Source organism: Quadrisphaera sp. DVD1, assembly GCF_058932755.1.
The window spans coordinates 1-11,398 of the sequence record NZ_JBZYWI010000102.1 but is presented as its reverse complement, the minus strand read 5'-3'; the positions used below and the strand labels follow the sequence as shown (position 1 = coordinate 11,398).

At 76.2% G+C, this 11,398-nt stretch carries 11 protein-coding genes; 6 read left to right on the top strand and 5 right to left on the bottom strand.

The window, feature by feature from the left end; translation table 11 throughout:
* The coding region (locus AC5FZL_RS11890; RefSeq protein ID WP_493618868.1) for a Tat pathway signal sequence domain protein at window positions 1–1,427 on the bottom strand (1,427 nt) is incomplete at its 3' end.
* 204 nt (window positions 1,428–1,631) lie between these two features.
* On the opposite strand from AC5FZL_RS11890, the gene AC5FZL_RS11885 reads away from it, so the two are divergent.
* Genes AC5FZL_RS11885 through AC5FZL_RS11875 form a run of 3 tightly spaced genes read left to right on the top strand, consistent with a single transcriptional unit; the run spans window position 1,632 to window position 3,917 of the window.
* On the top strand, window positions 1,632–2,660 hold the full coding sequence (locus tag AC5FZL_RS11885) for a LacI family DNA-binding transcriptional regulator (RefSeq protein WP_493618866.1): 1,029 nt from the start codon (window positions 1,632–1,634) through the stop codon (window positions 2,658–2,660).
* A 21-nt stretch (window positions 2,661–2,681) separates the two neighbouring features.
* Entirely contained in the window at window positions 2,682–3,284 is a 603-nt protein-coding gene (locus AC5FZL_RS11880) for a GNAT family N-acetyltransferase (protein ID WP_493618864.1), read from the top strand.
* Window positions 3,285–3,335: 51 nt separating this feature from the next.
* Window positions 3,336–3,917, top strand: a complete 582-nt coding sequence (locus AC5FZL_RS11875) for a mycothiol transferase (protein WP_493618862.1) — start codon at window positions 3,336–3,338, stop codon at window positions 3,915–3,917.
* Between the two features lie 3 nt (window positions 3,918–3,920).
* Here the strand turns inward: AC5FZL_RS11875 and AC5FZL_RS11870 are convergent, their stop codons facing one another.
* Entirely contained in the window at window positions 3,921–5,717 is a 1,797-nt protein-coding gene (locus tag AC5FZL_RS11870) for a glycoside hydrolase family 13 protein (RefSeq protein WP_493618860.1), read from the bottom strand.
* 54 nt (window positions 5,718–5,771) lie between these two features.
* Here AC5FZL_RS11870 and AC5FZL_RS11865 point away from each other — a divergent pair, with 54 nt between their 5' ends.
* On the top strand, window positions 5,772–5,936 hold the full coding sequence (locus tag AC5FZL_RS11865; protein WP_493618859.1) for a hypothetical protein: 165 nt from the start codon (window positions 5,772–5,774) through the stop codon (window positions 5,934–5,936).
* Window positions 5,937–5,949: 13 nt separating this feature from the next.
* Window positions 5,950–6,600 (top strand): cytidylate kinase-like family protein, encoded by a 651-nt coding sequence (locus AC5FZL_RS11860; protein WP_493618857.1) that lies wholly within the window; start codon window positions 5,950–5,952, stop codon window positions 6,598–6,600.
* Here AC5FZL_RS11860 and AC5FZL_RS11855 read toward each other — a convergent pair.
* Complete coding sequence (locus AC5FZL_RS11855) at window positions 6,555–7,568, bottom strand: FUSC family protein (protein ID WP_493618855.1); 1,014 nt, start codon at window positions 7,566–7,568, stop codon at window positions 6,555–6,557. The genes AC5FZL_RS11860 and AC5FZL_RS11855 overlap by 46 nt on opposite strands.
* A 24-nt stretch (window positions 7,569–7,592) precedes the next feature.
* Window positions 7,593–8,399, bottom strand: coding sequence for a MerR family transcriptional regulator (locus AC5FZL_RS11850; protein WP_493618853.1), 807 nt, complete (start codon window positions 8,397–8,399; stop codon window positions 7,593–7,595).
* A gap of 77 nt (window positions 8,400–8,476) precedes the next feature.
* On the opposite strand from AC5FZL_RS11850, the gene AC5FZL_RS11845 reads away from it, so the two are divergent.
* On the top strand, window positions 8,477–9,433 hold the full coding sequence (locus AC5FZL_RS11845) for a pirin family protein (RefSeq protein WP_493618851.1): 957 nt from the start codon (window positions 8,477–8,479) through the stop codon (window positions 9,431–9,433).
* Window positions 9,434–9,446: 13 nt separating this feature from the next.
* Here the strand turns inward: AC5FZL_RS11845 and AC5FZL_RS11840 are convergent, their stop codons facing one another.
* Window positions 9,447–10,892 carry a hypothetical protein gene (locus AC5FZL_RS11840; RefSeq protein ID WP_493618849.1) on the bottom strand — a complete coding sequence of 482 codons (1,446 nt, stop codon included), beginning with the start codon at window positions 10,890–10,892 and terminating at the stop codon, window positions 9,447–9,449.
* Window positions 10,893–11,398: the final 506 nt, after the last annotated feature.

The following is an 11,398-nucleotide window of genomic DNA, read 5'->3' as shown; positions in this document are numbered from 1 at the left end:
CCGCGCGCCTGCAGCGGGTTCGCCTTCGCCGCGGCCATGAGGTACCAGGCCGTGGCCCCGACGTGCTGGGACTGGAAGTAGCCGAACCCGAACCCGGTGTCGATGAGGCTCGACGCCGCCACGACCCCGGACCTCTCCGGCAGCAGCTGACCGCCGACGTGCTGCCCCTGCCCGACGAGGGACTGCACGATCCGGATCTGCGCCAGCGCGACCCTCGCGCCCACGGCGTCGATCCCGCCGTTGCCGTTCCGGTCGTGCAGGGCCGCGGCGAGCTGGCCGGTGCCCTCCAGCCACACGCCCTTGGCATGCACCTGGCGGTCGTTGTACGAGGCGGTGGACCGCAGGCTGACGTCGCTGAAGGTGACGCCGGAGACCCGGACGCCGGCCGGGAGCTGGCTGCTGCCCTGCCCGCCGACGTCGGTGGTGGAGAGGTTCTTCGCCGCCCAGTCGAGGGCGCCGGAGATGCGGCGGTCGCGCAGGGCCATCCAGCCCCAGGTCTGCGGGTCCAGCGGCAGGGGGCTCGGGTTGATCGTCACGCCGTCGTTGCTGCCGGTGTAGAAGAGGCGCCGGTTCGGGTCCCACACGCGCTCGAGGAAGGAGCGGGCGTGCGCGGCCTGCTCGAGCCACGCCCGGTCGCCGGTGGCGGCGGCGAGCTGGGTGAAGAAGCTCGTGCAGTCGATGTTGTGCTCGGTCGACTTGTTCGGCACGGGGCGGTTGCCGGCGTCGACGCCGAAGGAGAACCCGCCCAGCCCGATCTCCGAGCGCGTGTTCGTGACGATCCAGGTGGCGATCCGCAGCGCGCCGTCGAGGTAGCGGCGGTCGCGGGTGTGCTCGTGCAGCTGCACGAGGGCGATGCCCGGCCAGGCCATGTCGCCGACGGCGGTGCCGAGGAAGCCGAACTGCCAGCCGACGTTGGCCTTCCCGTCACCGCGGACGAGGCCGTCGGGCTGCCGGTTGCCGTCGTAGAAGGTGTACGGCCCGACGTTGTAGGCCTGGCGCAGGCGGCCGTCGCTGTGGTCGGGGTCGTTGGCCAGCGCGAACAGCAGCCCGTCGCCGAGCGCACGCGCCACCGGCTGACCGGCCTTGCCCGCGGTGAGCGCCGCGCAGATCGCCAGGGCGTTGTCGTAGACGAACGCGGTGCTGAACAGCCCGTTCTCGTCGGAGTAGCTCTGCGCCAGCCGCGGCCCGGTGCCGTTGGCCGCGGGGTAGGCGTCGGTCATCACCCGCACGAACTCGTAGGCCCGCCGGACCGACTCGCTCTCGCCCAGCACGCCCTTGCCGGTGCCCAGCCACGCGTCCCACGGGGCGCCGCTCGCCGCGTGCGCCGTCCCGGTTCCCAGGGGCGCGGCACCCACGGCGGCGATGCCCGCGGCGGCCAGGAGCACCCCCCGCCGCGTGATCCCGGGGGTGGTCGTTCCTGCATCCACGGCACTGCTCCTGTCGCTCCGACGCCATCGTCGGGCGTCATGCTGCGTGGCTCACCGTGACCGTGTCAACGGTTTCGGGAGAGCGCTCTCTCGCGCCTCGTCGGCTGCTGGCTGCGGAGGACCGCGCGAGCGGGAGAGCGATCTCTGTGGAACCACCGGCCGTCGGGCTCCCATACTGCGAGGAGGACGAGCGGAGGAGGACCGGTGGCCGGCACGGGAGCGGACGGGCGGCGCGCCGGTCCGCCGACCCTGGAGACCGTGGCCGCCCTCGCCGGGGTGTCGCGGGCCACCGCCTCCCGCGTGGTCAACGGAGACGCCCGCGTGGCGCCGGACCTGCGCGCCGCCGTCCAGGACGCCGTGGCGCAGCTCGGCTTCGTGCCCAACCGCGCCGCTCGCAGCCTCGTGACGCGGCGCAGCGACTCGGTGGCGCTGCTGCTGCGCGAGCCGGCGGAGTTCGGCGTGGTCGACCCCTACCTCTCCAGCATGGTCGTCTCGCTGAGCCAGGCCCTCATGCCCACCGGGGTGCAGCCCGTGGTGCTCATGGCGCCCGCCGACCAGCACGGCTCCGGCGCGGCCGAGTACGTGCGCAGCCACGTCGACGGCGTCCTCCTGCTCTCGGTGCACGAGAGCGACCCGCTGCCCGCCGAGCTCGCCCGCTCCGGCGTGCCGCTGGTCAGCCTCGGCCGCCTCGCCGGGGGCACCGCCGCGGTCGGGGTCGTGGACGTCGACAACGCCGGCGGTGCGCAGGCGGCGACGGCGCGGCTGCTGGACGCCGGCCGCCGGTCGGTCGCGACGATCGCCGGCCCACCGGACATGACGGCCGCCGTCGACCGGCTGGCCGGGTTCCGCGCGGCGATGCGCGCGGCGAGCCGCCCGCTCGACCTCGTGGCCTACGGCGACTTCACGGCCGCCTCCGGAGCGCGGGCGATGGCCGACCTGCTGGCCCGCGAGCCCGACCTCGACGCGGTCTTCGCCGCCAACGACCTCATGGCCCTGGGTGCGCTGCAGGCCCTGCGGGCGGCCGGCCGCGCGGTGCCCGAGGACGTCGCCGTCGTCGGCTTCGACGACGTCCCCCTCGCCGAGCACGCCAGCCCGCCGCTGACGACGGTCCGCCAGCCGGTGGCCGACCTGGCGCGCACGATGGTGCGGCTGCTCGTCGAGCGCCTCGGCGGCGCGGCGTCGCAGGCCGAGGTCGTGCTCCCCACCACGCTCGTGGTCCGCGCCTCGGCCTGACGACGTCCGTAGCCTCGCCGCATGCAGCTGCGCCCCGCCACCGCGGACGACCGCCCCCTGCTGCGCTGGGCGACCTGGGTCAACGTGACGTGGGGCGGCGCGGGGATCTCGCTCGAGGACGTCGACGCGCAGCCGCACCTCGCGCACTACGTCACGGCCTTCCCCGGGCCGGGCGGCTTCGGCGTCGTCGCCGAGGACGACGGTCGCGCGGTCGGCGTGGTGTGGGCGGTGCACCTGCCCGCGGACGACCCCGGCTACGGGTTCGTCAGCCCCGGGGTCCCGGAGATCAGCCTCACCGTCGACGCCGGCTCCCGCGGCCGTGGCGTCGGCACCGCGCTGCTGGCCGCGGTGGTCGAGCAGGCCCGGCGTCGCGGTCTGCCGGCGCTGAGCCTGAGCGTGGAGGACGGCAACCCCGCCCGGCGCCTGTACGAGCGGTGCGGCTTCACCGTCGTCGGGCGCAACGGCGGTGCCGACACCATGCTGCTGCGTGTGACGACGACCCCGCCGCCCCAGCCCGACGACCCGCCCCACGGGCCGGACCGGGTGCCCAGCCACGACCCCATGGACGACCCGGACCCCACCGCCCCGGTCGACCACCCCGAGCCCGTCGAGCCCTCCGACTGAGCCGCGACCCGTCGTTGACGCGCCTCCGGGCCCGCCCCTAGCGTCCCCGGCGTGAGCGCCCCGGACGCCCAGGACCGCATCGAGCCGCCCGCCGCCGGCGGCGAGACCGCCACGCTGCTGGGCTCCCTCGAGCGCCAGCGAGCGACCTTCGCGTGGAAGGCCGGCGGCCTGGACGCCGAGGGGCTGGCCACCACGGTCGGCGCGTCGTCGCTCACCCTCGGCGGGCTGCTCAAGCACCTCGCGTGGCTGGAGGAGCTGAAGTTCTCCACGGTGCTGCACGGCCGCCCGCCGGCGGCGCCGTGGGACGCCGTCGACTGGGACGCCGACCCGGAGTGGCCGTGGCGCTCAGCGGCCGACGACGCGCCCGAGGACCTCTACCGGCTCTGGCACGACGCCGTCGTCAAGGCCCGCGCAGCGACCGCCGAGGCGCTCGCCGACGGCGGCCTGGACCGGCGGATGGCGTGGATGCCCGACGACGTCCCCGAGCGCCCGAGCCTGCGCCGGATGCTCGCGGACACCATCGAGGAGTACGCCCGCCACACCGGGCACGCCGACCTGATCCGCGAGGCGGTCGACGGCCGGGTGGGGGAGGACCCGCCGGGCGCCGTCTTCCCCTTCCCACCGCTGGGCTGAGGCTCAGACCCGGGCGGGCATCCGCAGCACGCGCGCCTCCCACGGCCCGAGCACGGCCGGCAGCAGCGCGGGGTCGCGCTGCCCGAGGTGCGCCGGGGCGTTGGTCAGCACCACCTCGCGGGCGTCGAGCGCCTGGGGGAGCGCCTCGGCGAGGTCGAGCTGCTCGCCGCTGACGTTGCAGACCACGAGCAGCTCGTCGGGCCCCGCGGAGGAGTCGAAGCGGCGGGTGAAGGCGTACAGCTGCTCGTGCTCGGGCACGAGCATCGTGAAGTCGCCGAGGGCGACCACGGGCAGGTCGTGGCGCAGGGCGACGAGCCGCCGGTAGTGCGCGAGCACCGAGGTCTCGTCGTCGCGCTGGGCGGCGGCGTTGACCTGGTCGGCGTCGGGGTTGACGGCGATCCACGGCTCGCCGGTGGTGAACCCGGCCGCGGGGCCGGCGTCCCACTGCACGGGGGTGCGGGCGTTGTCGCGGCTGACCCAGGCGATCTCGGCGAGCACCTCCGCCTCGTCGCGGCCGAGCGCGACCTGCTCGCGCAGGTGGTTGAGCGACTCGATGTCGCGCAGCTCGTCGGCGGAGGTGAAGGGGAAGTTCGCCATCCCCAGCTCCTCGCCCTGGTAGACGTACGGCGTCCCGCGGTGCAGGTGCAGCAGCGTGGCCAGGCAGGTCGCCGACCGCACGCGGTGCTCGCCGTCGTCGCCCCAGCGCGAGACGATCCGCGGCTGGTCGTGGTTGTTCCAGTAGAGGCTGTTCCAGCCGGTGCTGGCCAGGCCCGCCTGCCAGCGCCCGAAGCTCGCCTTCAGGGCCCGCAGGTCGAACGGCATCCGCTGCCACTTGCTGCCTGCCTGGTCCAGCCCCACGTGCTCGAACTGGAAGACCATGTCGACCTCGCGGCGGGCCGGGTCGGTGAACAGGGCGGCGTCCTCGACGGTGACCCCGGGCATCTCCCCGACGGTGAGGAGCGCCTCGGGTCGCCCGGCGAAGACCTGCTCGTGCATCTCGGCGAGGAACTCGTGGATCCGCGGGCCCGAGACGTAGGACGCCGAGCCGTCGCCGAGCGCAGCGCCGGACGAGGGGCCCTCCAGCACCGGCCCGTCGGCCAGCGCGCCCTCGAGGTCGACGTCCTTGGAGATGAAGTTGATGACGTCCATGCGGAAGCCGTCGACCCCGCGGTCGAGCCACCACCGCATCATCGCGTAGACCGCGTGCCGGACCTCGGGGTTCTCCCAGTTGAGGTCGGGCTGCTTGCGGGAGAACAGGTGCAGGTAGTACTCGCCGCTGGCCTCGTCGAGCTCCCAGGTGGGGCCGGAGAAGAACGAGCGCCAGTTCGTCGGCTCGGCGCCCGGCGCACCGGCCTCCATCCCCTCGCGCGGCCCGCGCCACCAGTACCAGTCGCGCTTGGGCGAGTCCTTGCTCGAGCGGGACTCCACGAACCACGGGTGCTCGTCGCTCGTGTGGTTGACCACGAGGTCCATGACGAGCTTCATGCCGCGGGCGTGCAGCGCCTCGATGAGCTCGTCGAGGTCGGCCAGGGTGCCCAGGCTCGGGTCGACGTCGGTGTAGTCGCTGATGTCGTAGCCGGCGTCGTCCTGCGGGGAGCGGTAGACCGGGGAGAGCCACACGACGTCCACGCCGAGGTCGACGAGGTGGTCGAGCCTGCTCGTGATGCCGCGCAGGTCGCCGACGCCGTCGCCGTTCGAGTCCGCGAACGAGCGCGGCCACACCTGGTAGACGACCGCGCGCGTCCACCAGGGAGCCCCCTCGTGTCCGGACGCCGGGTGGGCCTGCCTCGCTGTGGTCACCGGCGCCACGCTATGCCGCGGTGTGGACGGCGGCGCCTCGGGTAGGTGACCGGCATGAGCGAGGACACCAACCGCCAGGCGGCGCAGGCCGCGGCCGACAGCGACCAGGGCGTCGAGGCCCCGGGCAGCGCGTCGGCGCCCACCCCGCCGAACCAGGGCGAGGACGGCGACGACCGCGCGGGCGGCGCGATGGGCAGCGCCGAGAACGTCACGAGCTGAACGGCTCCTGACGATGCCGGGCATCACGGTCTCGGCCGCCTACGGGGCCGGCGGCAGCGCCGTCGCACCGCAGGTCGCCGAGCGACTGGGCTGGTCGTTCGTCGACCGCGCGATCACCTCCACCGTGGCCGAGCGCCTGCACCTGCCGGCGCAGGACGTGGAGGCCGGCGGGCCGCCACCGCCCTCGGGCTGGGGCAGGTTCCTGCTGAGCCTGGCCCCGCTGGCGGAGCCGCAGCTCGGCGCCTTCCTGGAGGGCGGCGAGGAGCCCGAGATCCGCCGCGGCATGGAGGCCGAGCTGCGCGCCGCCGTCCGCAGCGGCGGCGCCGTCGTGCTCGGCCGGGCCGGGGCGTGCGCGCTGCTGACCGAGCCCGACGTCCTGCGGGTGCGGCTCTACGGCCCGGCTGAGGCGCGGGTGGCGCAGGCCGCCCGGATCGAGGGCACCGACGAGCCCACCGCCCGGCGGCGCCTGGCGCAGGTGGACCCCGCGCGCGACGCCTACGTCCGCCGGCTCTACGGCCGCAGCGCCGACGACCCGACGCTCTACCACCTCCAGCTCGACACCACGGTGCTGCCGCTCGAGGCGTGCGCCGACCTCGTCCTCGCGGCGTGGAGCGCCCTTCAGGCCGGGGAGCTCGACCGCTCCTCGCGGCTGCGGGAGAGGTAGACGACGGCGAGGCCGCAGACCGCGCCGATCACCGTCTCCACCGCCCGCGCCTGCAGCAGCTCGTCGGGGTCCACCCGGTGGGCGAGCTGGCTCATGAGCAGCGCCAGCGGCGTGATGAACAGCAGCGCCACGGAGTAGTTGCGGCCGATGAACAGCTCGGCGAGGAACTGGAACGCGATGACGAGCGCCACGACGTGCCACTGCCGCAGGGGCAGCGAGAGCACGAACGCCGTGACGCCGACCCCGGCCAGGGTGCCGACCATGCGGTGCACGCCGCGCTGCAGGCGCGCGCTGAGGTCCGGCGCCGCGATCGGCGCGGCGGCCGCGACCATGGCCCAGTAGGCGTGGGAGAGGCCGCTGGCCATCCCCAGCGCTCCGGCCGCCGCCGTCGCGACGAGGAACCGCGCGCCGTGCGCCCACAGCTGGCCGGCGGTGAGGCCGTGGTGGGCGGGCACGGCGGCCACCGGACCGGTCCGCCCCTCCCCGACGTACTGCCCGGCCCACCCGAGCAGCAGCGAGAACGCCGCCGAGCCGGCCGCCACGAGCGCGGCCTCGCCCACCGGCGCCGCCGCCGGCAGCGACCCGACCGCCCCCACGGTGAAGACGAAGAACAGCGACCCGGCGGGCTTGAGCGTCCAGAACGCCGCGGCGACCGCGCCGAGCCCGGCCACCAGGGCCGTCACCCCCAGCACCGCCGCCTCGGCGGCCCCGGACAGGAGCGCGCCGAGGACGACGCAGGCCACGAGCACCGCCCCGGCCTGCGCCTGGTGGAGCATCCGCGCGCCCAGCGGCTCGTGGCGGGCGTAGATGGAGGTGAAGGCGCCGAACGAGGCGTAGATGGTCAGGTCGACCCGGCCGAGCAGCACGAGCGCCACGAGCGGCACGGCCACCGAGACGGCGATCCGCGTCGCGGGGACGTGGTCGCGCTGCGGGGGGTGCAGGGTGAAGAACTGGCGGACGCTGCTCACCCCGGCATCTTCGCCCCGCCCCCCTCACGCGCCGCTGGCCGCCTGGCGGTCGGCGTTGGCGTGGATGGCGTCGCGCACGTACTGCGCCAGCCCCGGCCTGACGTCGTCGTAGGTCTTCGTGAACCGCGGGTCGGTGACGTAGAGGTCGCCGAGGTGGCGGTGGAACTCGGGCGTGAGGTCGTAGAAGCGCCGGGAGATCTGCTCCCGCGCCGCCTCGGCGGCGTCCATCGCCGCCTCGCTCGTCGCGGGCAGGCCGGCGTCCAGGGCGGCGACGAACGCCGCGGTGACCGCCTCGGACTCCGCCTTCACCTCGACCCAGTCGGCCTTCGTGTACCGGCTGGTGCGGGCCGAGGACTGCGCCCACGCGGCGGTGTCGCCCCAGCGCTCCTGCGCCTCGGCGGCGTAGTCCTCGGAGAAGCCGTCGCCGAACAGCTCCCGCTGCTCGGCCGGCGTCAGCTGCGTGCCGCTCATCTCTGCCTCCAGTGCTCGGTCCAGTGCGGTGACGAGCTCGGCGAGCTCGTCCAGGCGGGCGGTGACCGCGGCGCGCTGGCGCCGCAGGTGCGCGACGACGTCCGCGGCGGGGTCGTCGAGCACGGCGGCGGCCTCCTCGAGGGAGAACCCCAGCCGCCGGTAGACGACGACGTGCTGCAGGCGCGCCACGTCGTCCGGCGCGTACAGCCGGTAGCCGGCGGCGGTGCGCCGGCTCGGCGTCACGAGGCCGATCTCGTCGTAGTGGTGCAGCGTGCGCACCGTCGTGCCGACGAGCGCGGCGAGCTGGCCGACGGTGAGCGCCCGGTCGAGCCCGGGGTCGACGTCGTGCGGTGCGGTCATGACGACGACTGTGCCGCCTCCCGCCGCGTGAGGGGCAAGCCCGCCGGAGGTCCCGGCCCGGGCCTACGGTGAGGAGCGTGGACGACGCCCCTGTCCCCGGGACCCAGCTGCTGTCCGGTCGCGACGTCCCCCTCGGGGGCGTGCGCGGGATGAGCGTGACGCGGTGGCTGCCGCAGCGGGCGCTGCCGATGGTCGGGGCCTGGTGCTTCCTCGACCGGATCGGGCCCGAGCGCGTGGACATGCGGGTGCTGCCCCACCCGCACACGGCGCTGCAGACGGTCACCTGGCCGCTGGTGGGGGAGGTGCGCCACCGCGACAGCCTCGGCACCGACGTCCTCCTGCGCCCCGGCGAGCTCAACCTCATGACGAGCGGGCACGGGATCTCCCACTCCGAGCTGTCGGTGGGTCAGGCACCGCTCCTGCACGCCCTGCAGCTGTGGGTGGCGCTGCCGGCCGGCCTCGCCGACGGCCCGGCGGGCTTCGAGCAGCACCGCGCCCTGCCGGTCCACGAGGTGCCCGGCGCCCGGGCGACGGTGATCGTCGGTGCGGTGGACGGCGCGCGCTCGCCGGCGGCGGTGCACACGCCCCTGCTCGGCGCGGACGTCGTCGTGGACGCCGGCGCGCAGGTGGTCCTGCCGCTGCGGGAGGACTTCGAGCACGCCGTCCTGCTCCTGGAGGGCGGCGCCCGCGCGGACGGCGTCGACCTGCGCGCCGACCTGCTCTTCCTCCCCGCCGGCCGCGCCGAGCTCCCGCTGGCGTCCGCCGACGGGGCCCGGCTCCTGCTGCTCGGCGGGGAGCCCTTCGGCGAGGACCTCGTCATGTGGTGGAACTTCGTCGGCCGCAGCCACGAGGACGTCGTCCGCGCCCGCCAGGACTGGGAGGCCCGCGGTCAGACCCGCTTCGGCACCGTGCCCGGCCACGGCGCCCAGCGCATCCCCGCCCCGCCGCTGCCGGACGTGCGGCTGACCCCGCGGCGCCGCCGGGCGAGCGCCCCACCGCCCTCGGCCCTGCCCGAGGCGCCGGCGATGAGCTGAGCGCCGGCGTCCCTCACTGGTAGGAGACGAAGGCCGGCGACGGCTGCACGGCCGCGGTCTGCTCCGGCGTGAGCATCGGGTCGTCCTGGCGGTAGAAGTTCTTCCACCCCCACGCCACGCCGGGCGGGGCGTCGGCGAGCAGCGCCTGCCACGTGCCCTGCTTGAGGTCGGGGCTGCCGTGGCCGTCGGCGTGCAGGACGACGGCCAGCTCGTCGTGGCCGGTGTCCAGCCGCTCCCGGCCGACGATCATGGACCGGCGGAACTGGTGCACGAGGAAGACCTTCTGCGGCAGCTCGCCCTCGCGCGTCAGCTCCGCGAGCCAGCCGGCCACGCGGTTGACCTCCTCGACGTCCATCGAGCCGATCTGCTCCAGGGGCCGCTGGTCGTCGCGCAGCCGCCACTCCGGGTCCAGCGCCAGGCCGACGTGCGGGCGCTGCAGCAGCTCGGTGTACCGGCGGGCCTGGTCCAGGCAGTCCGCCCGCCCGCACTGCAGGTCGAGCACGACGGCGACCCCGGCCGCCTCGGCGGCGTCGACCCACGGGCGCAGCCGCTCCAGCGACGCCTCGCTGGAGTAGTCCCCGTCGGCGCCGGGGGCCGACGAGGCGACCGTGGCGATGACCTCCATCGCGGGGACGGCGGGCAGCCCGCCGAGCCCGTCGTACTGCGCGGCGACCTCCTGCACCCGCGCGACGGCGGCGTCGGCGTCCTGCTGGCCGAGCGCGCCCAGCGCGGCGCTGCCGGGGTGGCCGTACAGCGCGACCAGCCGCCGCCCGGCGAGGGGCAGCTGGCCTCCGCCGGGCACCTGCACGCCGGTGCGCGCGGTGGCCAGGCGCGCGGTGAGCAGCTCAGCGGAGCCGAAGGCGTCGCCCAGGGCGACCACGTGCGACGGCGGGTCCTCGGCGAGGTCGGTGACCAGGGCGGCGTCGGCGCGCGGGTCGCCGCCGGGGAGCACGCGCACCTGCGCCCCGGCGGCCCGCGCGGTCGCCGCGGCGGCGGCCTGGGCCGGATCACCGGTGCTCAGCACCAGGGTCCCCGACGCCGGGCCCGTGGCCGCGGGGGAGGGGTCGTCGGCGGCCTCGTCCTCGGCCTCGTCCTCGGCGGGCAGGGCGCTCGTGCGCGGCTCGCCGGAGGAGTACCGCTCCCGCGCCCACGCCGCCGCCCCGTCCCCGACGGTGCTCACCTGCTCGGCGCCGAGCCGCTCCACCTCGGCGGCCGCGGCGTCCCCGGCCACGAGCACCGGGACGCCGCGCTCGCGGCCGGCGTCGGCGGCCCGCGCGAGCGCGGCGGCGTCCGAGGGGGCCGCCACGACGACCTCGGGGCTGGTGGCGAGGAGCAGCTCGCTCGTCGCCGCCGCCAGCTGCCCGCCGTCCGCGCCGGGCAGCAGCACCACCGCCCGCGGCGGCTGCTGCGGGCGGACCGGCGACGCGGAGGGGCCGGTGCAGGCGCTGGCTGCGGCCACCAGGGCGAGGCAGGCCGCGGCGGCGCGCAGCGAGGAGGGTCGGACGACGCACCTCCTCCAGCTGAGCGGCGCTACCACGCTAGCCGCGCCGGGCCGCCGGGGCGCTCCGGCGAGGCCGGGACCGCCCGCGGGATGCCTTCGCCGCTCCGCGGTGTTGTCCCTTCCAGGAGCGCGCGGGGTTGAGCGCGCCCGGGCCCGGGTACGTCTGCCGCTGTGCCGGTGCGGGCGTGCCGGCCAGGACGTGCCCGTGGACGCGCTGGTCCGCTGCGGCGCGCCGGCGGCGAGGTCCGTGGACGTCCGACGACGAGGGTGAGCAGGTCGATGACAGCAGGGCCGACGCTGGGTCGGCGGCGCAGGCACGCCCAGAGGGCGAGCGCCGCCTCCTCCCCGGTGGTGACCCCTGCTGCGGCGACCCCCGCTGCGGCGACCCCCGCTGCGGCGATCCCCGTCGAGGCGACCGCCTCCCGGCCCGGGGCGGCCGACCCGGCGCCGGTGACCGCCGCCGC

What these genes read in the sequence shown, in the direction of transcription:
- AC5FZL_RS11880 (WP_493618864.1), top strand. Translation starts at nt 2,682, where the DNA reads ATGCAGCTGCGCCCCGCCACCGCGGACGACCGCCCCCTGCTGCGCTGG.
- AC5FZL_RS11865 (WP_493618859.1), top strand. Translation starts at nt 5,772, where the DNA reads ATGAGCGAGGACACCAACCGCCAGGCGGCGCAGGCCGCGGCCGACAGC.
- AC5FZL_RS11860 (WP_493618857.1), top strand. Translation starts at nt 5,950, where the DNA reads ATGCCGGGCATCACGGTCTCGGCCGCCTACGGGGCCGGCGGCAGCGCC.
- AC5FZL_RS11850 (WP_493618853.1), bottom strand. Translation starts at nt 8,399, where the DNA reads ATGACCGCACCGCACGACGTCGACCCCGGGCTCGACCGGGCGCTCACC.